Source organism: Tumebacillus algifaecis, assembly GCF_002243515.1.
Taxonomy (GTDB): Bacteria; Bacillota; Bacilli; order Tumebacillales; family Tumebacillaceae; genus Tumebacillus_A; species Tumebacillus_A algifaecis.
Genome location: NZ_CP022657.1, coordinates 168,729 through 193,495, shown reverse-complemented (window position 1 = coordinate 193,495; position 24,767 = coordinate 168,729). Strand labels below are relative to the sequence as shown.

At 52.6% G+C, this 24,767-nt stretch carries 22 protein-coding genes; 4 read left to right on the top strand and 18 right to left on the bottom strand.

What is annotated here, in order from left to right:
- Position 1: 1 nt before the first annotated feature.
- From galE to CIG75_RS00975, 7 genes are all read right to left on the bottom strand, one after another.
- Entirely contained in the window at positions 2-1,027 is a 1,026-nt protein-coding gene (gene galE, locus CIG75_RS01005) for a UDP-glucose 4-epimerase GalE (protein ID WP_094234952.1), read from the bottom strand.
- Between the two features lie 327 nt (positions 1,028-1,354).
- On the bottom strand, positions 1,355-2,815 hold the full coding sequence (locus tag CIG75_RS01000) for a nicotinate phosphoribosyltransferase (protein WP_094234951.1): 1,461 nt from the start codon (positions 2,813-2,815) through the stop codon (positions 1,355-1,357).
- An 87-nt stretch (positions 2,816-2,902) separates the two neighbouring features.
- Positions 2,903-3,307, bottom strand: a complete 405-nt coding sequence (locus CIG75_RS00995) for a DUF1761 domain-containing protein (RefSeq protein WP_094234950.1) — start codon at positions 3,305-3,307, stop codon at positions 2,903-2,905.
- Between the two features lie 210 nt (positions 3,308-3,517).
- Positions 3,518-4,528: an LLM class flavin-dependent oxidoreductase gene (locus CIG75_RS00990; protein ID WP_094234949.1), complete on the bottom strand. Its 1,011-nt coding sequence runs from the start codon at positions 4,526-4,528 to the stop codon at positions 3,518-3,520.
- Between the two features lie 120 nt (positions 4,529-4,648).
- Positions 4,649-5,743 (bottom strand): MBL fold metallo-hydrolase, encoded by a 1,095-nt coding sequence (locus CIG75_RS00985; protein WP_094234948.1) that lies wholly within the window; start codon positions 5,741-5,743, stop codon positions 4,649-4,651.
- 40 nt (positions 5,744-5,783) lie between these two features.
- Positions 5,784-6,086 carry a hypothetical protein gene (locus CIG75_RS20510; RefSeq protein WP_157729312.1) on the bottom strand — a complete coding sequence of 101 codons (303 nt, stop codon included), beginning with the start codon at positions 6,084-6,086 and terminating at the stop codon, positions 5,784-5,786.
- 11 nt (positions 6,087-6,097) lie between these two features.
- Positions 6,098-6,547: an SRPBCC family protein gene (locus CIG75_RS00975; RefSeq protein WP_094234947.1), complete on the bottom strand. Its 450-nt coding sequence runs from the start codon at positions 6,545-6,547 to the stop codon at positions 6,098-6,100.
- Positions 6,548-6,635: 88 nt separating this feature from the next.
- On the opposite strand from CIG75_RS00975, the gene CIG75_RS00970 reads away from it, so the two are divergent.
- Positions 6,636-7,487 carry an AraC family transcriptional regulator gene (locus CIG75_RS00970; protein WP_094234946.1) on the top strand — a complete coding sequence of 284 codons (852 nt, stop codon included), beginning with the start codon at positions 6,636-6,638 and terminating at the stop codon, positions 7,485-7,487.
- Here the strand turns inward: CIG75_RS00970 and CIG75_RS00965 are convergent.
- The 11 genes from CIG75_RS00965 to CIG75_RS00915 all read right to left on the bottom strand — a co-directional run bounded on the left by CIG75_RS00965 (position 7,453) and on the right by CIG75_RS00915 (position 22,626).
- Positions 7,453-8,292 (bottom strand): hypothetical protein, encoded by an 840-nt coding sequence (locus tag CIG75_RS00965; protein WP_094234945.1) that lies wholly within the window; start codon positions 8,290-8,292, stop codon positions 7,453-7,455. The two genes, CIG75_RS00970 and CIG75_RS00965, sit on opposite strands and share 35 nt — an antisense overlap.
- Positions 8,293-8,441: 149 nt before the next feature.
- On the bottom strand, positions 8,442-8,780 hold the full coding sequence (locus CIG75_RS00960) for a metal-sensitive transcriptional regulator (RefSeq protein WP_094234944.1): 339 nt from the start codon (positions 8,778-8,780) through the stop codon (positions 8,442-8,444).
- Between the two features lie 213 nt (positions 8,781-8,993).
- Positions 8,994-10,646: a glutamine--tRNA ligase/YqeY domain fusion protein gene (locus CIG75_RS00955; RefSeq protein ID WP_094234943.1), complete on the bottom strand. Its 1,653-nt coding sequence runs from the start codon at positions 10,644-10,646 to the stop codon at positions 8,994-8,996.
- A gap of 312 nt (positions 10,647-10,958) precedes the next feature.
- Positions 10,959-12,542, bottom strand: a complete 1,584-nt coding sequence (locus CIG75_RS00950; protein ID WP_094234942.1) for an alpha/beta hydrolase — start codon at positions 12,540-12,542, stop codon at positions 10,959-10,961.
- Between the two features lie 19 nt (positions 12,543-12,561).
- Positions 12,562-13,581 (bottom strand): FecCD family ABC transporter permease, encoded by a 1,020-nt coding sequence (locus CIG75_RS00945; RefSeq protein ID WP_094234941.1) that lies wholly within the window; start codon positions 13,579-13,581, stop codon positions 12,562-12,564.
- On the bottom strand, positions 13,574-14,581 hold the full coding sequence (locus tag CIG75_RS00940; protein WP_094238280.1) for a FecCD family ABC transporter permease: 1,008 nt from the start codon (positions 14,579-14,581) through the stop codon (positions 13,574-13,576). Before CIG75_RS00940 ends, CIG75_RS00945 begins: the two co-directional genes overlap by 8 nt.
- A 22-nt stretch (positions 14,582-14,603) precedes the next feature.
- Positions 14,604-15,581, bottom strand: a complete 978-nt coding sequence (locus tag CIG75_RS00935) for an ABC transporter substrate-binding protein (RefSeq protein WP_094234940.1) — start codon at positions 15,579-15,581, stop codon at positions 14,604-14,606.
- Between the two features lie 113 nt (positions 15,582-15,694).
- Positions 15,695-17,356, bottom strand: a complete 1,662-nt coding sequence (locus tag CIG75_RS00930; RefSeq protein ID WP_172844386.1) for an ABC transporter substrate-binding protein — start codon at positions 17,354-17,356, stop codon at positions 15,695-15,697.
- Positions 17,357-17,734: 378 nt separating this feature from the next.
- Positions 17,735-21,031: a hypothetical protein gene (locus tag CIG75_RS00925; protein ID WP_094234938.1), complete on the bottom strand. Its 3,297-nt coding sequence runs from the start codon at positions 21,029-21,031 to the stop codon at positions 17,735-17,737.
- Positions 21,032-21,503: 472 nt separating this feature from the next.
- A complete protein-coding gene (locus tag CIG75_RS00920) occupies positions 21,504-21,845 on the bottom strand; it encodes a zinc ribbon domain-containing protein YjdM (RefSeq protein ID WP_094234937.1) in 342 nt (113 codons plus the stop codon).
- A 412-nt stretch (positions 21,846-22,257) separates the two neighbouring features.
- The gene (locus CIG75_RS00915) at positions 22,258-22,626 is read right to left on the bottom strand and encodes a DUF4180 domain-containing protein (protein ID WP_094234936.1); all 369 of its coding nucleotides are present in this window, start codon (positions 22,624-22,626) and stop codon (positions 22,258-22,260) included.
- Between the two features lie 615 nt (positions 22,627-23,241).
- Here CIG75_RS00915 and CIG75_RS00910 point away from each other — a divergent pair.
- From CIG75_RS00910 to CIG75_RS20505, 3 genes are all read left to right on the top strand, one after another.
- Complete coding sequence (locus CIG75_RS00910) at positions 23,242-23,532, top strand: hypothetical protein (RefSeq protein ID WP_094234935.1); 291 nt, start codon at positions 23,242-23,244, stop codon at positions 23,530-23,532.
- 315 nt (positions 23,533-23,847) lie between these two features.
- Positions 23,848-23,967, top strand: coding sequence for a putative holin-like toxin (locus tag CIG75_RS21070; protein WP_227874313.1), 120 nt, complete (start codon positions 23,848-23,850; stop codon positions 23,965-23,967).
- Between the two features lie 416 nt (positions 23,968-24,383).
- Positions 24,384-24,560, top strand: coding sequence for a hypothetical protein (locus CIG75_RS20505; RefSeq protein ID WP_157729311.1), 177 nt, complete (start codon positions 24,384-24,386; stop codon positions 24,558-24,560).
- The last annotated feature ends 207 nt before the right edge of the window (positions 24,561-24,767 follow it).

Sequence of the window (24,767 nt, the reverse complement as noted above, 5' to 3'; positions counted from 1 at the left end):
GTTAGCGTAACGCTTCAGCCTTGCTCCGATAGCCATAAGGATGACGCAGATGCCAGTCCCAAGCGCTGGCGATCATCGTGGGCAAGTCGCTGTACTTCGCTTCCCAGCCGAGATCCGCCTTGATCTTATCTGCCTGCGCCACCAATTCGTCCGGATCGCCCGCCCTGCGCACCGTTTCGGTCACCGGAAAATCGACCCCTGTCACGCATTTCACCGTCTCGATGATCTGCCTGACCGAATAGCCTGTGCCCGTGCCGACATTGTACGCCCCGCTGGCCAGCCCCTTTTGTAGCGCCGCGACCGCCAACACATGCGCCTCCGCCAGATCGACCACATGCACATAATCTCGAATGCTCGTCCCATCTGGCGTGTTGTAATCGGTTCCGAAAATCTGCGCGGCTTCCCGCAGGCCCATCGCCGCTTGCAACACCAGCGGGATCAGGTGCGTCTCAGGTTCGTGATGCTCACCGATCGACCCATCCAGCGCCGCACCTGCTGCATTTGAATACCGCAACGCGATCCAGCGCAATCCATAGGCTTGCTCCAACCAAGTGAATGCTTGCTCGATCATCAGCTTGGAGGCTCCGTATGGATTGATCGGTTTCTGCTCCGCTACTTCCGCAATCGGCGACGTCTGCGGAATTCCATATACGGCCGCCGTCGAGGAAAACACGATCTGCTTGACATGACTAGCGAGCAGATTGGATACGAACTGAATCGTCTTCGCCGTATTTTCCAGGAAATAAACGTCCGGTTGAGCAACCGATTCTCCCACCAGACTGCGCGCTGCAAAATGAATGACCGCCTCGACCTTGTGCTCGGCGACGATCTGACGAATCGCCCGATCATCAGCGATATCCACCTGATAAAACGGAATCGTGGACGGCACGGCCGCTCTGTGCCCGGTCGCCAAGTTGTCCACGACGACAACCTCAGCCCCCGTGTTCAACAGCGCCTGTACCGTATGACTCCCGATGTACCCGGCACCACCTGTTACCAAAATGCTACCCGTATGCTGCTCTGCCATCTGCATCCCTCCTCATGATCCCGATGTTTTTCTTGGTTCAGCACCTTATCGAAAGACCCAGATCGTTATTGGGGTCATTGTCTCTCTCCTCTTTTCACATCAGTACGTCCCCTCATCATATCGCCCGAGTTTTAGAAACCCTTTAAAAATAAAAAACATCTCCTGCCAGCACAGAAGATGTTGTGATCGACACCCAAATGTTCAATTCTACTCTTCTTGCCGTGCACAACTGACGCGGTACAGCCAGTCACGGCCACCTTCCGCATCACTCGCGCACAGTTCTCCCCCGAAGATTCAGATGTGGTCACATCAACGAGCTGTTACCGCCTAGCGATACGAGCTTTGCTGAGGGCTGTATGCTTCGATCAACTCCCGTTTGCGCCTCCACAACAATGGACTGAAGCTGACCAGATAGATCGCCGGATTCAGATTCCGCAAATACTCGGGATCGAACAGTTGCAACTGCTCCTGATGATACGCTTTGATCGCCTCAATATCGGGCCGGGCATAGACCAGTCGTCCGTCTTCAAAAATCGTTTCCAACAGCGGGCGCACCGTATAGTCTGCCACCCGCTTGTGAGAATGGGTATGTACCGGGTCGAACAGTTTGATCGGCTCACCATTTGATGCCACCTGTTCGCCGCGCAGTGTCAGATAATCACCTTCCGCCTTGCCCTGTGCATTCAAAATCCGATACACGTTTTTCTGATACGGGGTCGTGATCTTCTCCGGATTGTCGCTGATCTTGATGCAGGGCTCCATCTTCCCGTCGATCTCGCTCTCGACCAGCTTGTAGACTCCGCCCAGGGCTGGGTGGTCATAGCCGGTGATCAGCTTGGTCCCGACGCCCCAGATGTCCACTTTTGCACCTTGCGCTTTCAAGTGCAGAATCGTCTGTTCGTCCAAGTCGTTCGAGGCGGCGATCTTCACATAGCTCAGTCCGGCCTCATCCAGCATGTTGCGCGCCGTTTTCGATTGATAGGCGATGTCCCCCGAATCGAGCCGAATGGAAAATAACCGCTTGCCCTGCTTTTCTAGTTCTTTCGCGACCTGAATCGCGTTGGGTAAGCCCGATTCCAGCGCGTGATACGTATCCACCAACAGCGTGGTGCTATCGGGGAATACGTTGGCAAATCTCTCAAACGCCTCCCGCTCGTTCACATGCGTCTGCACCCACGAGTGGGAGTGCGTGCCTTTGGTCGGGATGTTGAACTGCATCCCCGCCTGCATGTTGGAAGTCGAATCGAACCCGGCCAGATAGGCGGCCCGCGTACCCCAGACTGCCGCATCCGCCTCATGCGCGCGCCGCGTTCCCATTTCGATCAGGTAGCCATCCGCTCCGACCTCGCGACGAATGCGGGCCGCTTTGGTGGCGATCAGCGTTTGAAAATTGATCGCGTTGAGCAGTGCTGTCTCGACGATCTGTGCTTCCAACACGCGCGCCTCCACTTGCAAGAGCGGCAGGTTTGGAAACACCACCGTCCCCTCCGGCACCGCGCGAATCGTGCCAGTAAAGCGAAAGTTGCGCAATTCCTCCAAGAACTCTGCCGAGTAACGCTCGGGCTGCTGCGCTAAATAAGCGATCATCTCCTCCGAAAAATGCAGATTCTCAATATAGCGCACCACCCGCTCCAACCCGGCCGCTACCGCATAGCCGCTGCCAAACGGCAAGGTTCGAAAATACAGTTCAAAAACGGTCTTCTTCTGATAGGTCCCATTGACATAGTGCGCATACGCCATAGCCAACTGGTAGTTGTCTGTATTCAACGTCAGATTGTCCATGTCCACTCACCTCTTTCTACTAGGATACCAAGCTTTCCCTAAAAAAATTGACCGCGCGGAGTTCAAACTGTCCGGCGGTCACTTTCAACATTTTTACGGCCACATCACGTGGAGAATGCTCAACAGTGTAAAGGCGATCAAATGGTCACCAATTGCGATCGCAAAAACTTTTCGGGTCGTCATGCCAAACAGGGTGTTCTTCAAAAGGCCCAAGGCGGCAAGCAGTCCGACCGAAAGTCCAACGCCCAGCGCCGACAAGATGTCATCCGCTCCGGTCACCTGCACGATGACCGCGATCAAAAACGAACTAGCAAACGCCACAATAGCAGCGCCCACGTAAAGCATCGGATTATTCATATAGGTGTCTTGTAGGCCATTGGCCCGCACCCAAGTGTTGCCAAACAAGAGCGGGGAGTAATACAGCGCTCCAAATGCCATGTAGAGCAATCCACCCAGCAAAATTGCCCATACATTCAGTTCTGACAGTTCAAAAGTCATCTTGATTCCTCACCTTTCACTTCAGCCTATTTCGGTTCGATCGGCAATGAAAACGCCGTGATTGTGCCATGCAGGTCGAGCCACTCTCAACTATTATAATCGGATCGCTCGTTCAAATCTTGTTGTTTTTGCTTTTAGGTCGCAACGCACACAAGTTAAGCAGTTTCGACATAAAAAAGAGCCTGTTTGGGCAACAGGCTCTTGGCAGGGCTATCCTTTAAAAACTTGCGATACAATTTCAAATGAGCGCAGACGCGCCCCGTGATCGTAAATCTGGGCGTTGATCATAAACTCGTCAGCTTGCGTTTTCTCGAGGAACGCCTGCAATTTTGCTTGTACGACCTCGGGACTGCCTACGATCGAAGAGCCGAGCTGTTCCATGACCGCCTGCCGTTCATATTCGGTCCAAATTTCGTCCATGTCGTCCACAGGGGGCCGCAATTGGCCGGGACGGTTGCGGATCAGGTTGAGGAACTGCTGTTGCATCGACGTGGACAGCCGGCGCGCTTCCGTTTCCGTATCGGCCGCGATTACATTGACACCCACCATCGCATACGGCTCATCAAGAACTTCGGACGGCTGGAAACTCTTTCGATACAGGTCCAGCGCTGGGACGGTATAGCGTGGGGAGAAATGGCTGGCAAAGGCGAAAGGCAGGCCAAGGATCCCTGCCAACTGGGCGCTGAAACCACTGGAACCGAGCAGCCAGATCGGAATGTTCAGCCCCTCGCCAGGAACCGCCCGCACCGGCATCGATTCGGGTGGGATCGGCGGATTCAGATAGGCGCGCAACTCTTCGAGCAGTTGCGGGAAATCCTCCCCGTTGTTGTCAAGCGATCTGCGCAGGGCGCGAGCGGTGGCCTGATCGGAGCCCGGCGCCCGGCCTAGCCCGAGATCGATGCGGCCAGGATAGAGCGATTCCAGCGTGCCGAACTGTTCGGCGATCATCAGCGGCGCGTGATTGGGCAGCATGATCCCGCCCGAGCCAACGCGGATCGTCGAGGTTCCGCCCGCGATGTGACCGATCACCACAGAGGTGGCCGAAGAGGCGATCCCCGTCATGTTGTGATGCTCCGCCAACCAGTATCGCGTGTAGCCCCATCGCTCTACATGTTGCGCCAGATCCAAGCTGTTTTGAAAAGCCTGCGCCGGGGTGCTACCGACGACGACAGGCGCGAGATCCAATACGGAATATGAGATGTCGTGAAGTTGTTTGCTCATGAGGTTTCCTCCTCTTTCCAATCCTCTTTAGTATCTCAACAGTTGCCATGCCCTTATGCTCCCGCTGTAGCCCGTTCACGGTCGCTCCGTCTTGGGAGCTAGCCTCCTGCAAAAAATACCCTACCTCCACCAATGGGAGGCCGGGTATTCGGAAGCAGGGAAGGACACCGCTTCCCCGATTTTCGGTGTGGAGATGACCACACCTTGCGCCTGTGCTGCATTCGTAACGCGCTCAATCGGATCGGTCCAGTCATGCAAAGCGAGCGTAAAGCCAGCCCAATGGATCGGGAGCAGCACGTTTCCACGCACATCGAGGTGCGCCTGCACCGTCTCTTCGGGCATCATGTGAATCGCCGACCAGCGCGGATCATATTGGCCGCACTCCATCAGCGTCAGGTCAAAAGGTCCATACTGCTCGCCGATCTGCTGAAAATGCGGGCCATATCCGCTGTCCCCGCTGAAATAGAGTTTGGCTTGCTCCCCGATGATCACCCACGAGCACCACAGCGTCGCGCTGTTGTCGGTCAGGCCCCTGCCGGAAAGATGTCGCGCCGGCGTACAGACGAGCTTCAATCCGGCAAACGACGCTTCCTCCCACCAGTCGTGCTCTTGAATTTTTTCGGGCGCTACACCCCAGCGCTCCAGATGGCTCCCGACCCCAAGCGGAACGATAAACGTTCCGACCTTGTCTTTCAGCCGCCTGATCGAACCATAATCCAGATGGTCGTAATGGTCATGCGAGAGCAACACCGCGTCGATCTCCGGAAAGTCCTCCAGGTTGATCGACAGTTCCCCCTTGTAACGCTTGGTTCCAAATGGCGGCAACGGCGACGCAATTTTGCCGAACATCGGGTCGAGCAGCAGCGTTTTTCCATCCAGCTCCACCAACAGCGCAGAGTGACCAAACCACCTGACGCTTGCCGTGCCCTCGCCCGCCGTGGAGCGTGTCTCCCAGGCGGTCATCGGCAAGGGATGGCGCGGCTTGACGTTGCGATTCCCTTTGCTATAGTCCCGCAGGATCGACAGCATGGTAGTAGCGCTAACATCCATCCCCGTCGGCAGATGATTGATGAACTTCCCACCTTGGTAGTTGTTCGATTGAGAGAATCTATGCAACTTCGCCTTCGAAGCTTTCCCGCCCATGGTCGGATAAAATTTGAGAAACAGCAGGAGCAAGAGCACCACGCTGACAACGATAATCAGGAAGACCCACATCAGTACCCACCTCTACTTAACCTAAGTCTACTTGCAGAAATTATGATGTCATATCCGCGTACGTCCGTCTGTACCCTTCCTCACAAAATCGAGCTTCTGCACGCCCGAGCAAGAGCCACTTCACCCAAATTTTACAGCCACTTGCCACTTGCCACTTGCCACTTGCCACTTGCCACTTGCCACTTGCCACTTGCCACTTGCCACTTGCCACTTGCCACTTGCCGCTGGTCGCTCCGTTCGCTACAGCTAACAGCTTAGCGGTTCGATTACCTAGGCCAACCGCTCCGTTCCAGATCGAAAAAACCCCTTGCACAATCGGCAAGGAGTCGCTTCGTCTATTCATTGTTTCCAAAATCACCAGCCAAAATCTAACGTCTTCCCCGTTTCGGCAAAAGTCTTGATATTGCTCAAAATCATCCACCAATGCTGCTTGGCATTCTCATGCGAAGGGTGCCCTTCCGTCCATTGGTCGTTAACCAACGTCAGCTTGGTGCAACCGCCCACCTGTTCTAGCGAAAAGGTGACGCGCGACTGCAACTTTTCATGATCCGCCGAGTAGGAGGGACCTGGATGCTCGTAGTAGCTGAGCAATTTTTGGGGCTCGTAAGCCAAGATGGTACCATATACATGGACCGTCTCCTCGCCGTCACTGCCCGGCCCAACGTAAGCGAACGGAGCGCCAACTTCAAAAGTCGAGTTGATGACACAGCCAAAGAATGTATGGCGCGTGCCCTCTGGCGACACGAGGACCTCCCACACCCGTTCCTTGTCTGCGCCTATATAAAACTCATAGTTCAGATCCATATTTACCCTCCTTCATCTTCTTGCTACTATCATACTATCCATTATTTTGATAAAAGTATCGTAAAAACGCGACAAGGAGCCATCCTGCATGAGTTTATTGGAACCCAAACCGAGCATGGGAGTTCTAAAACTGTACGACAGCGAGAAAAACAACAGGTTCCGGTTGCATCGCTACCCGCCTGCCGAAGACCTCCGTTTTTTCATCAAGCATTTCTGGATCGTCAGTTGGGATTTGACCGATCAGGAGCCCTTTTGGCAACATGTCGTCCCCAACCCCTGTGTCAATCTGGTGATCGAGCACGGTAAATCGGGAATCTTCGGCCCCGCGAAGCAGAAGTTTTCCTATCAGTTGCAAGGAATAGGATGCGTGTTCGGTGTGAAATTCAAACCGGGCGGTTTCTACCCCTTTCTCCAGCGCTCAGTAGCGGAACTTTCCAAGCAGCCGCTGAACATCAGCGATGTGTTTGCGGTCGATGCGTGCGCGCTGGAACAAGCGATCCTCACCGAAACGGAGGAGGAAAAGATGGTCGAACTGGCCAGCGCTTTCATCCGCCACAAGTTGCCGAAACAGGATGCGACGATCCTGCAGATCGATCGGGTCATCGATCGCATCATTCACAACCACGAAATCACGAAGGTCGACCAGCTCTGCGACGCGCTTGCCATCAACAAAAGAAAACTCCAACGCCTGTTCGAACAGTACGTTGGAGTCAGCCCCAAATGGGTGATCAAACTCTATCGACTTCAAAATGCTGCCGCCATGATCGAGCGCGATCACCGCCCCGATTTGCTGCAACTTTCGCTGGCACTCGGCTATTATGACCAATCTCACTTCAACAAAGACTTCAAAATGATCATCGGCAAGACCCCGCTTGAATACGCACGTCCGACCGTACCCGGGCAATCTACTCCTGCACCTCAACCACAAACGGAACGGTAAACACCTTTCCCCCGCGTTGAAATTGACCCCAGATTTTATAGATCCCTTGGACTGGGAAGTTTGTCATAAACGCAGCTTCCGGCCCCTGCGCCTGCTCATCCACCGGGTGCACATGAAGATAGTGATCCGTCCCAGCACTGAGAATGACCACATGACCTACAGCTCCCAAGTAGGGTTCGAGATCGTTAATCGGTGCTTGGGTTGCCGCGTTGGAGAACACAAAACTCAACTTGGTATCACGGCCTGCTTTCACCTGCTCGAAATTGAGTGCGACCTTCACCCCATCGATGACCTTCGAGTTGGTAGGATCGACGCGCAAGGGGACGGAGGTCGCACCACCACCCTCGACATTGAGCCAAGACGTTTGTGTGCTTTTGCTAGCTCCAGACGGGACATAGTCAGCAATCAACTTATACGCGCCGCCGCTTGGAAAAGTAGTTGTTACTTCGAAGTCACCTCCGCCTAGATACTTAGGGTGAAGATGATCAAAGTAAGCCAAATCCTTGCTGACAACGATCAGATGCATCAGTTTCTCATGGCTCACGTCAAATTTTTCTACTGCGCTCCCCGCTTCATCCTGAATGTGCACACGGATCGCAGTCTCCGCACCCGCTTGCGCTTGCTCCGGAGCCCAGACCGCTTTCGTGGACGCATCATGGTTGCTGTGCTGTTCGCTCCCGTGTGACTCGCCGTGGCCACTGTGCCCTGACTGCTTCTCAGCTCCTTGATCTCCAGAACCACAGCCTATCAAGAACAACAGTCCAGCCACCAGCATCATCGCTCCAACTCGCTTTTTACCACCCATTTTTTGGCCTCCCTCGTCTTGTCTGTTTCGCCATTTTATGGAATGATAATAGTGTACCCCCCTACCCTATTCGAGTCAAGATTAAAAAACAAATGTGCGTAGTGGCACATTTGTTTGCGTTGTTTGTCTCGATTGTGGCGTTTCCAGCCTTACTTAATCAACTTGTTAATCGTAACCAGAAGTTCATCGATCACTTCATGGTCACCTTCACCGATGCGCTCCAGCACGCAGCTGCGCATATGGCCTTCCAACAGCAGCTTGCCCACACTGTTCAACGCAGACTGAACGGCGGCGATCTGATTTAACACGTCGTCACAATACGTATCCTTTTCGATCATCCCTTTTAATCCCCGAATCTGTCCTTCGATTCGGTTCAAGCGAGTCACCAGATTCCCCTTCATCTTATCAGAATGATGGCTCTTTCTCTCCCCTTCATCATGACAGCTTGGCCCGTTCGTTTGCGTCTCGCGCACATCTTTAGGTTCCATCCGCGATCCCTCCCTTGCTCTCATAGTATATACCCTATCTAGGTATGTCAACACACAACCGGTGCAGAAAAAAGGGAGCAAATTGACCCCGTTTGCATTCGTTCACCACTACCTAGCGGAGCACGCTTGCGCCACACCGCCTAAAAGAACTGGCTCAGGCAAAAAAAAAGACCTCCACGGGGCCTGACACCCAAGGAGGTCTACTCGTGATCCTTATTTAACTTGAAACGAACTTTTCAAGGAAACGATCAGATTGAACACTTTACGATCGGGCGTGCTGTTCTTCGGGTCCACGTTGAAGTAGCCATGACGGAAGAATTGGAACTTGTCTTGCGGCTCTGCTGCTTGCAAGGCAGCTTCTACATAGCCTTGCACCACTTCAAGCGAGTTCGGATTCATCCGTTCGATCAGGTCACTGCCTTCCTCCTTCTCCTCGGTCAGCAGCGGTTGGTACAAACGAAACTCTGCAGGCACAGCGCTTTTCGCATCGACCCAATGGATCGTACCTTTTACTTTGCGACCTGTGAAGCCACTGCCGCTCTTCGTCTCCGGATCATAGGTGCAGTGCAGTTCTACCACTTGGCCGTTTTCATCCTTCACCACATCGTTACATTTGATGAAATAGGCGTTTTTCAAGCGGACTTCATTGCCGGGGAACAATCGAAAATACTTGGCAGGCGGCACTTCCATGAAGTCATCTTGCTCAATGTAGATTTCACGGGAAAAGGGAATCTGCTTCGTGCCCATCTCCGGCACTTCCGGATTCACTTCCGCATCCAGCATCTCCACTTGGTCTTCCGGGTAATTGGTGATCACCACTTTCAGCGGGCGGATCACACCCATCGTGCGCGGCGATTTGAGTTTGAGATCTTCGCGGATGTAGTGTTCGAGCATCTTGTAGTCCACTTCACCGCCGCCAAGCGTCACGCCCAGCTCGCGCACGAACTTGCGGATCGCCTCCGCCGTAAAGCCACGTCTGCGCAATCCGGAGATCGTCGGCATCCGCGGGTCATCCCAGCCGTCTACCGTTCCTTCATCGACCAACTTTTTCAAAAAGCGCTTGCTCATCACCGTATCGGTGAGGTTCAAGCGGCCAAATTCGTATTGGTGCGGGGTGTGCGGCATCTCGCACTCGCGGACCACCCAGTCGTACAGCGGACGTTGATCCCGAAACTCCAGCGAGCACAGCGAGTGCGACACTCCCTCGATCGCATCTTCGAGCGGATGGGCGAATGCGTACATCGGGTAGATGCACCACTTGTCGCCCGTATTGTGGTGAATCGCATGTGAAATGCGGTAGATGACCGGATCGCGCAAATTGATGTTTGGGGAAGACATGTCGATCTTGGCGCGCAACACTTTTTCACCATCTTTGAATTCGCCTTTGCGCATCCGATCGAACAGGTCCAGATTTTCCGCGACCGTACGATCGCGGAACGGGCTGTTTTGGCCCGGTTCGGTCAAGGAGCCACGCGTTTGACGAATCTCTTCGGCCGACAGATCATCGACAAAGGCGGCCCCTTTTTTGATCAACAGTACGGCACGATCATACATTTCCTCAAAATAGTCAGAAGCAAAACGCAGCTCATCCCACTTAAAGCCGAGCCATTCCACATCCGCTTTGATCGCATTGACGTACGCGACATCCTCTTTCACCGGATTCGTGTCATCAAAACGCAGGTTGGTTTTGCCGTTAAAATCCTTGGCGATTTCAAAATTGATACAGATCGCTTTGGCATGGCCGATATGCAAATATCCATTTGGCTCCGGCGGAAAGCGGGTCACGACCTGATTGACCTTACCCTCGTGCAGATCCTCTTTAATAATGTCCCGAATAAAATCGGAGGTGCTCGATGCATGATCCACGATACCTACAACCTTTCGTCATTGTCATGATTTGATAAGTTACCTCTATCATACAAAAAAGATTCGATCAGGCAAAATGCCTTTTTATAAAAAGAAGTAGACCTCCCTGAACATCGTCAGCTAGGAGGTCTTTTCTTGCAACCTTATCGCTGATACCCTCTGTGGGTATCAAATATGCCAAGAACTGCAAGCGGTAGGCATCGCAGTTCCTAGATGTTTGCTTCATGTTCTACTTGATGATTCTACCATATAGTTTCTGGCCGCTTCAAGCGGACGCTTCGCGTATCTAATGGCCCGCCCAAACCGAATGTCTCAACTCTGCTTGGGAGAGAGGAAGCGAAACATATGACTGATCAGCGGAGGGATCACCGATACATGGCCCTCCCCCTGACAGATCTGCAACTCCACGCACAACCCCCTGTTCTGATACGGGGAGAGCAGACGATAGAGCCGCTTTGTATCTTCGACCATCGAAGGCTTTTCTTCCGAGCCGATCGCGAGCAAGAGACGAGTCTGCACCGCTCCCTGCTGCAGGCGCTTTTCCAAATCGGGCCACATCTGCAACAAGGTGTGCTCCTTCCACCAGACCGATGGGCTTCCGGCGATAAAGTGCTGAAAGGACTCGGGCTTGGTGAACAGCGTATAGAGCGTGAAAAAACCGCCCAACGAGTGACCAAAAAGTGCTTGTTGCTCGTTGTTGATCGGATACTGCCGCGCCACTTCCGGCTTCAATTCTTCTTCGATGAAGGCCAGAAACTGTTCAGCGCCGCCCGTGGTCGGCCAAGCAGCTCCGCCCGGATGCGTGGGCAGTTCGGAAGGGTCGGCCTGCACCGTATAGTCATAGAAGCGCTGGTCGGTGACGATCGCCTCTTCGGAGTCGTAGCCAATGCTGACGATGACAGCTGGCGTCACACCATGCTGCCTGCGCGACTGCAACCGCATCGCCTCGGTAAGCGACCCGAACGAGGCATTGCCATCTAGCGCATAGACTACGGGGTATCCCTGTGCAGGCGGTGGTGTGCTCGGCACGGCGATGAAGATTCTGTATTCACGACCTGTGCGTTTGGCACGCATCACCCATTGGGTCGTGCGTGGCAAGCGGTACGCGCCAAGCGCGATGGCCCCTTCGTCTGTGCCAAGTCGCTCGCCTGACTTCCTTGTGGGGGGAGCGAACAGCCAGCGCAGTGCATCGGGAAATTGTTGGAGCATAAACAGCGCATCGTGCGTGCCGCCTGGCTCGACCTTCATGTGCAGCTGTTCGGCGGGGAAACCTTTGGCAAGCAACAGGTCGTGCGCCTCCCGCGTATTTTGCACCATCTCCTGTTGCGCGTTCTGTTTGTACATCCCTTCACAGCTTCCGACCGACAGGAAGACGCGCAGGTGCGGCGCAAGCGCCTCCTGTTCCCGCATGTAGGGAAGTACACCTTGATACCAAAAGGATGCGGACAAAAGCCCGATCCGCCCGAACGTCTCGGGCCGCCAGTACCCAGCGAACAGCGAGATCAATCCGCCGAGTGAGGCACCTGCGATCGCCGTTTGCTCCGCCTCCGGTCTGGTGCGATACTGTTCATCGATGCAGGGCTTGAGCACATCGGCGATCTCATCCACGTAGTCCCGTCCCTTCCCGCGAAAAGGTGGGGCCGCCTCATCCAACGACTGAGCGGGCCAAGGAGTGTAGTCTTCCTGGCGGTGATGCGGGGTGATCCCGACCAAGATCAGTTCGGGCAGTTCCTTTTGCAAAAAGAGATGCTCCAGATAATTGATCGATTGGGTGAACAGCTCCCCACGATCGTGTATGTAGGCGACAGGGTAGCGTTGCTCTGTATCAGCATAGGAGGGAGGTAGATAGACGAGGACCTCCCGACCTTGCACTGTCATTGTCCGAAATCGTTTCATAGATCCTCCTCTTCGCCTCTCACTTCTTCGTCCGCATCAGCAGATAGACATAGTAGGGAACGCCGATGATCGAGATGACAATCCCCACCGCCAACTCCGCAGGTGCGAACACCGATCGACCGATCAAGTCGCCCGACATGACGATCGCCATGCCGATGACACCGCTGATCGGAATGATTTGGCGATGTTGCCAGCCGATCAAACGTCGGGCTAGGTGCGGTGCGATCAGACCGACGAAGCCGATACTGCCTGAGACAGCAACGCTCGCGCTGACCAGACCGATGCTGCAAAGCAGCAGGATGTTGGTCTCGCGTTCCACAGACACGCCCAACCCGCGCACGCTGTCCCGTTCCATTTGAAACAGATCCAGGATGTGCGAGCGAAACCAGATCACAGGCACCAGCAGAAACCACGGCAACATCATGACAACAAATTTCCAGTTGGCGCTGTGAATGCTGCCCGAAAGCCAGACGACAGCCATCTCGAAGTCCCGCGGATTCATCTTCAGCGAAAGATACATCGTGATCGCCCCGAATCCTGAAGCGATCGCGATGCCGACCAAAATGAGGCGCTGTGCGTCCAGCCGCCCGTTCTGCGTGGCGAACAGATAGATGACAGCCGTCGCGATCAACCCGCCGATCAGCCCAAACAATGGCATCGAGAGCACAGACCACCAACTGGTCGTGCTAAGCACCCCTTGGAACAGAAACATGAACAAAACGACAGCCATGCCCGCTCCGGCGTTGATGCCAAGGATGCCAGGGTCTGCCAGCCCGTTGCGCGTCACGCCCTGAATCACCGCTCCGGCCGTTCCGAGCGCACAGCCGATCAACGCCCCGAGCACAAGGCGCGGCAAGCGAAATTCGAAGACGACCAGATCGTGCTCTGGAAGCGGGTCGATGCGCAACAGCGTTTTGCACACATCGAGGACCGACAGATCGAATGTACCGTTCGTCACGCTGAGATAAGCGACGATCACAATCAGCACAAGACTCGACCCCAAGACGGTCCAGAAGCGCGCGTTCGATAGCTTAGGCATGCTTCCCGCCTCCTCTCGTCTTGATCAAGTACAGGAAGAAAGGAACGCCGAACAGGGCGGTCACCACACCGATCGGTGTTTCAAACGGATGATTGAGAAAGCGGGCGATGATGTCGCACAACGGCAAAAACAGGCCACCTAGCACGCCCGAAACAGGAACGGTCCACCGATGATCGACACCAACTAAAAACCTGGCGATATGCGGAATGATCAGCCCGACAAAGGCAATTTTCCCGGCCAAGGCGACCGATACTCCGGTCAAGATGACGACCGCCAAGATCGTGACCGCTTTGACGATCCACGTGCGTTGCCCAAGACTGGCGGCGACATCCTCCCCGAACGACAGAACCAACAGCGATCGGGAGGCGACCAAGGCCAGCATCAGCCCGACGAACGCAAACGGAATCGACAGCTTGATCAAAGCGGGGTCCATCTGATGCAACCGCGCATTGTACCAAAAGCTAACACTTTGCGAAATCTGAAAATAGGTGGCGACCGCGTCGGCCACCCCGCTCAGAAACGTCCCGATGATGATGCCAAGTATGGCGAGGCGCACCGGAGACATCCCGTTCGGAATCAACCACGCGATGCCGAAGACCAGTCCCGCACCGAGCGCTGAACCGAGCATCGAAAACAGAATCAACTGGGTGGAATGCGCGCTTGGCACGAACACCATCAACAATGTGATGACAAAGACAGAACCGTCCGAGACGCCCATCATGGAAGGGGATGCCAGATAATTTCTTGTCATCCCCTGCATGAGCGCACCTGAGACGGCCAGAAAACAGCCGATCAAGATCGCGCCTACTGCTCGCGGCAAGCGCGAACTCCAGATGATTTGATGATCCACATTGCTGGCATCGAACCAGAACAACGACTCCCACACGGTCGTCGCTGTGATCTGTTTCGCCCCGTATAGGATAGAGGCCACCACCAGCAGCAGGGCTGCGATCGGCGCGATCAGCATGACGAACATCCGCATTCGTGATTGGAATTTCATGTGCAACACGCCTTACCCTCAACTATTTGGAAAGATTTTCAACAGCCGCTTTCAAAAATTCGATCTTGCTGTAAGCGGTACCGCCCTGTGCCAGCGGATCGACCACATTGACGAACGTTTTGCCATTTTTGAACGCATTCGTTTGTTTGAGGATCGGGTTTTCCTGCACTTCTTTCAGCGCATTCGGAGTATCTTTGTTCTCATCGGCCAAATACTGCACGAACAGGTAATCCGGGTTCATCTCGGCAAACTTCTCGATGGAGATCAACTCCTGCGCCTTCGCCGCCTGAACTTCGCTCGGCACCGTCAAGCCCAAGTCGCCATACAGCACCGGGTTAAAAAATACGGCGGCCGGGTACACGTAAATCTGACCGTTGCGGATGCGCACCGCCACCACTTTCTTATCCTTCAACTTGCTGCTCAGCTTCGTTTTGGCAGCTTCCAGATCTGCTTTGTACTTCGCGATCTCCTTGGCCGCCTGCTCTTGCTTGCCGCTCAGCTCCCCGAGCAGCGTCAGGTTGGCCTCCCAATTGGTCGCGACATGGGAGTACGGAATCGTCACCGTAATTTTCTTCAACTTCTCGACCACTTCTGGCTTGAATTTGGAGGAAGCGAGAATGACATCCGGTTTCAGCGACAAGATCGTCTCAAAGTTCGGTTCCATCTTCTCACCTGTCGAGGTGCTAGCCCCGGTGATCGGTTTGAACAAGTCAGGAAAGGCACCGGAGAAGCTGATCGCACCGACCGGGTTGACGTCGAGCACGATCGAGTCTTCCATCGCTTCTACCGCCCCGGTGATGACGATGCGTTCCGTTTTTGCTGGAAGCGTGTATTCCTGATCTAAATACTTCACGACTTTCGTAGTCGGCTCCGCTTGCTCTTGCTTTTGCTCCGTCTGTGCGCCCTGCTGCTCTTCTTTTCCTTTACTGTCGCTCCCACATCCTGTCACCACAGCCACACACATCAACATCAGAGCCAAATTTGCGAGTATCTTTTTCATTCTGACTTTGCAGCCCCTTTCAACCATCGCCCAATATCCCTAATTGATAATGATTCTCACTATTGATTATAGTGATCCTCCTCCCGCCCGACCATGGACGATCTGCCGAAAAGTTATGGACAATTTCCCGAAAACAGCAGGGCTGCATCATCGAGCATCCGATCGAGCGCGATCGGGGAATATTCGCGCCACGGCTCGGAGGAGATCAAGCTCAGCTTGTTCTCCCGCACCGCCTCCAAAGACAACCATTGCGGAGATTGCTGCAACTTCTTCCATCCGTCCAGCGTGCCCGACTCCTGCCAGACGAGCAGCAAAAGATGATCGGCCCCGCTGGCATCTAACTCTTCCATCGTCAGCGGAAGATCGAACGGAGTATCTAACGCTGGATAGGGAGATTGCAGCCCCAGTCGTTCGAAGAGCACATCGGACATCCCGCGGTTGCAGTGGGCGTACAGGCAATCTTCCCGATAGCGCACCGTCAGAATCGTATGCTGTTGCAACTGCTGACCGATCCGCGCAGATACTGCCGCCGTCTTGTGCTCAAACGCCGCGATCCAGCGCTCGGCCTGTGCTTGCTCATCGAGTCGAGCGGCGACTGCTCGCAACTGTTGCTGCCAGCCTGCACTCTCGGCGGGCATTTCAAAGATTGGCGCGATTTCGATCAATCGTTGCTTCTCCCACGCTTCCAGCCCGGAGGTGCAGATGATCAGGTCGGGCGCAGTCGCGGCCAGTTTGTCCAAGTTGGCCGAACGGTTGTGATTTTGGCGGTAAGCATCGAGGTGTACGGGGATGTCCGCCCCGAGCAGATCAAAATAATACCGCGACCATTTGCGATGCAGGGGGGCGGCAAAAGGAACCACCTCCAGCGCCATCAGATAGCCGATCAGCGCGGTGGAACCGTAGACGGCCACTTTGCATTTTCGTTTTTTGATAAAAGCGGATGGCGACAGGCCGACCGCCTTCTTAAATTTGCGGCTAAAATAAAACTCATCCACATAGCCGACCTCATGCGCAACATCGCGCATCAGTCGTTCCGAACAGAGCAGCAGTTGCTTGGCCTTGCGCATCCTGATCTGTGTCAAATGGTCGAGTGCGCTGATGCCAAACGTCTTTTTGAATAGCGCAACAAAATACTTCGGGCTGAGTCCGGCGATCTCGGCCAGCCGATCGATCGTCAGCTCTTCGCGAAAATGCTCTTCGATGTACTCCTTGGACCGTTCCAACCCTTGGCGCGTATCGTTTTTGGTCTCCCGTTGCGCCATCGCCATCAGCTCGTACAGCAACTCCTGACAGTCGAGTTGGGCCCGCCAACGCTTCAACACATCACGATGGCAGAAATTTTCATACATCGAGCGGCACAGGGAGAGCAGATGGCCCGCCCGATCACTCCGAATCTCACCTTCTGTGGGAAAAAGACCTTCCACATTGGCCGCATGCAGCTGTTGTTTGTTTCGATTCGACACCTGAAACAGGCCGAATCGAACCACCAGCAGCGAACACTCCGCTTGCTGATCGCCGATCACCCCAAACGTACTGCCCGGCGGACAGAAGTAGATCGAGTCTTGCCGCATTTGACAGACACTCCGATCCCGCTCCAGCGTCCCTGCCCCGCTCAACAGCATTAAAAGTGTACAGGATGTCGTCAACTGCTGGACGGTGTGCAGCGCATTGTCTACCGTGACAATTTCAACCTCCCACAGCCTCGCAGTCATCTGACTAAATTCATGCAACCGTTTCCTTTCTTGATTGTTTCGATTCGATGCAGTCACAATCATAGCGGTATCCTCCGTTTTAATGATAATGATTATCATTATCATATCAAAAAAGAACACTCTTGTGCCAGCATTTCTCTCACACCGAGTGCTCTTTACATCGACCTGCTCACCCGACTTCGGGTCGTCATCATTACAAAAGACGCTGCAGGTCACAGCGTCTTGCGTGCTCGTCTCTATGCATAGGCGGCGCTTCGCCGCATCTTTCAATGCGCAGGGACGACAATTGCCAGCCCCGTGTTGCGCCGTCGCTCCTGTGCACGACTTTTCCAACTAGGGCTTGCGCAACCAACGAGCGCACACGAAAACAGACCACCTCGCGGGTGATCTGTTCTCGATTCCATTCCACTATAGAGTTGTGATCGCTCTGCCGCGTGCAAATCACAGACTGCTGCTCGCCGCCGGAACGGACAGGTTTTTCAAAAGCTCTTCCTCTTTGTTCGTATCAATCAGAAGCCGCATGACCATCGGTTTGCGACCTTTGCCAAATTCTTTGAGGTATTTGTTGAGATGTTTGCGCAATTCTTCGAGCAGCTCCAATTTTTTGCTCGGATCTGCTTCTTGGTGGTAGGTTTCCAGCAAGGAATCGACAACTGTGATCGAGGTGCGTTTGCTACCGAGGTCGGAGTATTCGATCCATTCTTCCTTGGTCATCAAATAGGACTTCCGCTCCCCGTCGCTGCGACTGCTGATATACTTATGCGCCTTGTCCACCAATCCGTCCACTTTTTCAGGTTTTTTGGCCACCGAACGAATTCGCTCCTGCACCTCTTGGCTCTTCTCCTGATCCAAGTCTGCTTCCAGCGACAACAGATCGTGAGCCGCTCGATACAGCTTGCGTTCATCGCTAGTCTTCTCTTTGAGGTTTTTCATGATCTCGTGGCCTTGTACCAGATCGTCCACCACCTTCTTCTCGGGCAGTTTGATTTTACCTGGAATCGCCCCGCCTAAGGTGCCTTCCTCCGAGCCTTTCCGATTCGGGGTGTCGATTTGATCGGTCAACTTGCCTTTCTTTTCCCCCACCACGCCCGACATGTGATATTTGCCGAGCGTCCAAGAACCCAACGTTTTCGAAAACAGCGTCTTCCGGAAGATGACAAAGGCAACAAAGTCGAGCAGCGCTTCAATTTTTGCGGTGAGTTCTGCATCGATCTCATACTCGAGCTGTACCGGTTTCGACTTGTCTTGCTCCAGTTTCTGAGTGTCTGGGTTCCATCTGACTCGACCGCTCAGCTCCGCACTGGTCGAGGCGTTGATCTGGGCCGATGCTTGCAGATACGCCTTCACCGCGATCAGGAAATCGTGACCGAGCTGGATACCGGCCCCCACCGAGAAGTTCAGAAACGCATCCAACTGGGCCAACGCCCTTACGTCATAGACCGATTCCTCTGGCAGCGACCGATCTTTCGCCACCTCTCCGGCCACTTGCGCCGTGAAGCCTCCGCCGATCCCGACTTCAGCAAACAGGGACAGCGGAGTCGGCGGGATCGGCATCGACGCGCCGATCTTGATCGGCCAGAAACCAAGATTTTTCGGGAACGAGAAGCGCCCATAGATGCGCGCTTTCTCCTCTTCCTGATCGACCATCCCTTGAATGGCCCCGCCAAACAGACTGATCTTGTAGACTTTGCTCGGACCGATCCATTTCTCATATTCTTGGACTTCGACGTTACCGTCTTTGATCGTGATCCCTTTTGCTTTCAGGTGGACGGAGACTGGCGAGCTAAAACTGCTCGATTTCTCCTTCGCGCCGAGCGAACGCTTCAGGCTTTCCTTGCCGCCACCTTGCGACATCTTGTCCAGATCTGCCGACGAGACTTTATCTTGCTTGCCGAGCACGACACCCGCTTCCGCAATCGACAGACTGCCATCCTTGTTGATGATCACATCTTGAGCGGCAAATGAGAACACGCCCACCGAGAAGGCGAGCTCTTCAATCTCCCCTTCCAGGGTCCGATCTGTGTTGTAGCGCAATTTTTTGATCGCGCCGTAGCCGCTGACAAACTTCTGATCCAAGAGGATCTTCGCACCCGCCACTTGGATAAAGAAGACACCATCGTAGCCGACGGTGGCCTCACCGCTGATGATCAGACCCTCGAGGACTTCTAAGTCTTGGACGCTGACTCCACCTTGCAGGGACTTGATCTTTTTGTCTTTGGTGACCAGCAAATCTTTCAAGACCGGTTTGAGCGGAATGTTGTATTTGTTAAGATCGAAGACCAGTTCCTGAATGTGCAGGTACTCTTTGTTCAACAGGGCTCGTTCCATCGACAGCGATTTCCCAACTTGGAAATTGTTCACCTCGAACGAATGGAAACCTCCGTCCGGGTCGAGATTGAGTTCCGCACCCGCTTTGATCGACGTATCGAAGGGGCTGGGCAGATGGAGATTCATCGCTCCTACCCCGAACTTGTAGCCCTTGCCTTTTTGATAACCGCCGCTGATTTGGTCGATTTCCAACAAGGAGCCTGCCTTGAATTTCCCGATGCTGACCACTAGTTCGTCGAGGCCCTTGTTCCCCACCGTGAGTTTGTTCAAGATCAGCCTTTCGATGTCGAAGATCAAGAAGCTGGAGTGATCGACAATCGTTTTGTCGAGGAAGGAAACATCCACCGACAGTTCCAGATTCCAGTTTAAGCGCGCATGGATCTCATCCACCTTGTACTCGTTTCCGAACAGGCGGACGGTCACGCTGCTTTTCGAGTCCAGACCGCCCAGCTTTTTGTCCTTGTGCTGAGTCTGGTCCTCCGTTTTCGCGATGGTCAGCTTCTGCAGGTCGAGTTTGATCAGTTTGAGATCGATCGACGTTCCTTCCGCTGGCGATTTCGACGCAGGCGCTGCGCTGGACTGAGCATCTGCCGTTTCCGCCGTTGTTTCTGTCGTCGCTTCCGACTGGTCGGTCGTTTGGTAGCCAAACCATTTGAGCATCATGTTGGTCGTGTTCTTGATGATATCGGTATACCCAACGTAGGACTCGACAATGTTGAAGTAATAGAAGAAATCTTGCGCCCATTGCGCCGATTCAACGTCGTCTGCAGCGAATGATTCAAAGTGCGGCAAAAATTCCTTCGTCAAATATTTCGATGTATAACTATCAAATTTATGGATCATGACGCCGACGATGTATTTGATACCCGCCTTGAGATTCGGGTTGAGGTTGATCCAAGTATTGACGAGTTGGCGAAACGTCCCCAACGCCGACAACATCAACGTGAACACCTTTTTCACGTCAGAGCTTGGGTCATTCAAATCGACCGCGAGAAATGTTTCGGTCGCTTTCATGAACGATTCGACCAAGAATTTGACCCCGCTTTTGATCAGTTGGGGATACAAATAGTCGGTCTTGAGGTTGGTAAACATCGTGCTGCCCAGATCGAGTATCTCATCTTCGAGCAGCGATCGCGCTGTGCCGCCCGTCGCCATCATTTCATCCGTGGCTTGAGGCGAACTGCTGTCTTTCTCTTGTTGTTGTGCGACCTGCTGTTTCAACATCTGAGTGACAGCCCGATTGCCGACCGTCTTTTGAAGTTGCAAGATTTGACCAGCCGAGAGTGAACCAACGCCCGCCTTCGGGGACCTTCTGTCTGTCACATCTTGCGTCTGTTGTTCCGATCGAATGGGAAGCTGAGCAGATACAGGACCTTGACTGCCCGGAGCTTGAGTCGGCGGTTGGAACACGTTTCTCACCTCTACATTCCGACAAAAAGTTTACATTGAAATTCGACATGTATATATAAATCCCTGTTCCTCGATTGAACAATCAAGTTGCGAATCATGCTCCAAATGAACAAAAACGGTGCCGCCAAACCTTGAAGACACCGTTGAACAAGGTTCGCACGAAGCCAAAAAGCAAGCCCGAAGATCAACGATCCGTGATCTTCGGGCTTGCTTTTGCTAAATACTGACGCTGTTCTTTCAACTGATACGCAAGATCCAGTTTGGCACCAAGCGCAGACAGAAGCGTCGGAGCTCTGACAACAGACGATCCGTGATCTTCTGGCTTGCTTTTGCTAAACACTGAGGCTGTTCTTTCAACTGGTACGCAAGATCCAGTTCGGCACCAAGAACAAGCAGAAACCTTGGAGCTCTGACAGCTTATGAGCTCCTAGCCTCTTTGCATGATGCCACAGCCGTTGCATCAGATGCAGGATTATACCTTTTTTACAAATTCCGATTTCAACTTCATCGCACCGAAGCCATCGATTTTGCAATCAATATCATGATCGCCATCGACCAAGCGAATATTTTTTACTTTTGTGCCCATTTTCAGGACGGAGGAGCTTCCTTTGACTTTCAGGTCCTTGATCACAAGCACGGAATCACCATCGTTCAACACATTTCCGTTCGCATCTTTGACCAGCTTGGTCTCTTCCTGCTGGCCAGATTCCTGCCCTTTCGTCCACTCATTCCCACACTCCGGGCAAATGTACAGACTGCCATCTTCGTACGTATATCCTGAATTGCATGCTGGGCAATTTGGCAACTCTACCATCCGTTTCGTACCTCCATCCGATCCGTTCCTGCTCCGTTTCACTAGCAGAGCAAGCTAGGATTATGATCTACAAAAAACGATAAAAAGCACCGTTTATCGGCTTACATACTAGCACACTCTCCCCCGCCTGACAAACCTAATGCCAAGCCCCGCTTGCAGTTGTCAAAAGTGGTTGGTCTGACGAGGAACGCCTCCTCTTCGGTCAGCTACTGCGCAAAATTAATGATCGTTTCAAACCACTTCCCTCCGATCGCTAGCTTGTCATGAGGATCGCCACAACAAAACCCGTAGCTCGCCAACGCGAACTACGGGTTTCCTGTTGCACCGCTTCGGTGCGGTCCAAACTTTATTATCAATCGATCTCCCGTAGCTCGCCCGTTGCGGTCGGGCAGGCAGATGTTGTCGGGATCGGTTATGCGACGCTGTGCAATTTATCCAGAGCCGTCTGCACATCTGGTAAAAAGAACACCTGCTTCCCTCGATTGCACTCGATGATGAACGCATGCAGGCTCTTGCTGTCATACTCGTCGAAATCACCCACAATTGCGAGTCTCACTTGATAATTCGTGTATTTTTGTAAAATCTCCCCGGCAAGTCGAGTCGATAACTCGAAAAACGATTCGGTGATGTTCGACTTGGGAATCAAAATTTTATAGCAGTCGTCCGTATATTTCACGGTCGCCATCAAGTCCAAGGCATCTTGAGCATTGCCGATCAAGATGTCCGCACTTTCGACAATCGCAACTTTCGAGTCCCCCACTTGGTCGATCAATATTTTCATGTGCCTCCACCTTTCCTTCACTTTGCTGATTCTGATTCACTTAGGTGAGCTACCAATACGTCCAGAGTCATTATCATACAGTATTAATCCACCAATCGGTAAGAAGCATCCAAAAAGAGAGAGAAAGCGATCAAACCAGTCACAGTAAGCGTTGTGCGTTCCTTCTTTCGAACGCCTGCCCTGAAAAACAAGGCGTAGAGGTGGAAAAGTACCAAGGCCAAGCTCAAAAGAAATCGCAGCATCTCCTGCTCGCTCCTTTATTCTTGTAGTCCGACTGTACAGAGTCAAAGGATAACTACGTCCAATACTATTGTTTTTCAAGCCAGAGCTTAGCGTTATTTACGCGATGTCAGTGAGAAAAGCGTAGTCAAGCACCCTTCCTCTACCGAATTTTATAATTATTCTTCTTCTGTCAGTTGATACTTTGACAGCATGTCATCAGGAGCCTCTACCCTTTATAATCGAGTTTAGGAGGCAGGAGGAATTGGGTCATCGAAGATTTTGCTGAGATAAGTAACTAATTTGGTGAGTAGGATGATTTTCAAAAATTTCGCATATCCGGTTGCCCAATTACATATTTGGTAGATGAATTATTTCTAAGTGGAGGTGTGTACAATGCAAGTCATTGCTTTTCTGCTTGCTCTACTTGTCTTTATCGCAATATACATTGGCTTTCCGATCTTGTTTGGTGAAACTCCAGTCAATGTACTGTACATTAGCAGTTCAAGCGGGATAAAAAACCTTGTTCTCAATCTGCTTTTCTATTCTCTCCTAACAATTACGATCTCCACGCTTCCAGCCGTTTTCCTCAAAAATAGAGTGATTTGGTTTCAGTCTGTCATTACCGGACTTGCACTATCTCTTATCGCTGCTAGTTTATTTTCACTGCTATCATTCGACAAGTGAATATCTCCAAAACGCAGGAACAAGTTTGTATCAATCTAACCCTTCAGCAAATCGGGAACACATAATTACCACGATCATCTGAATCTGCTGATATCTAGCTACTATCAAATACGGTGTCGTTTCTGACTTTGAGTACCCTTACGTAGGGTAACGTTCGCCGTCACAGCAAACAATCGGCAACATATAAAATTTTTACCCGCTTCTAAAGCGCATCCGTTCCGAAGTTGATTCTCCTATGTTAGAATACGATCAACACAACTGAATAGGCTCCTCAAGGGTGATCGGCTCATCCCCTCCTGAAAGGGGGTGAGCGAAATGTCAACTCATGAAGTGATTTCACTCATGCTCCAATTCGGATTGTTCCTCGTCGCGGCATTATCACTGGTCGTAACGATCATGAAGCATTGGTTTGACATCAAGAACAAAAAGAAATAGATCGCCCCTTGAGTTTGGCGACTCGGCGATCTATTCTCTGAATCCCATATGAGCCGACACCCTTTTGGGGTATCAGTTGTGTCAACCGACCGTAGGTGTTCCAGCACCTATGGTCTTTTTTTATCCTATGCATTACGTGTAGCCTTATTCTATCACATCACCTGACTGTGCTCAAATCGCGAATCCTACGCTGAGGATACGGCTCACTGTGGCGGTAACAAGCACACACCTCTATCTGGCCAACGCTTTACTGAAGGCACTATGTAAATCGGTATTGGTTGCGGTGACACATCGCCTCTCAAATCAGATTTGGTAGTGGCGATTAATCAAACTATTGACATGCAATTTGATTATCTGATCTTGTTCAGATTTATAAAAGTAGTAGGGACAATGCTACTCTGGGGACCCTACTAGAATTGAAAGATGACCGCGTCCGCAGTTTCGTCTTAACCCTTGCCGAAGCAAAAGTGTCAAATGAAACCGACGACATTCGTAAATATCCCTACAAAATTGATCTCTCAACCTTAGTGGAAGGAATAGCCTATAACAAAAAACAAACCACAGCCGAAGTCCTCGCTTATCCATCAGAATAGTACGTATACCTTTCCAATTCCAATAAATCGTACAAACTGATCGGCGGACTTACGTCATATGGAATCGAATAAAAGAGAGCCTTGAGTGTTGACTCAAGGCTCTCTTTTCATCATGTAGAGCCTTATGTAACCGCCGCTGCTTGATGACCGAAATCTGGCACGATTGCCTGTCCAAAGATTGACGCATTTCATGACCACATTACAGGT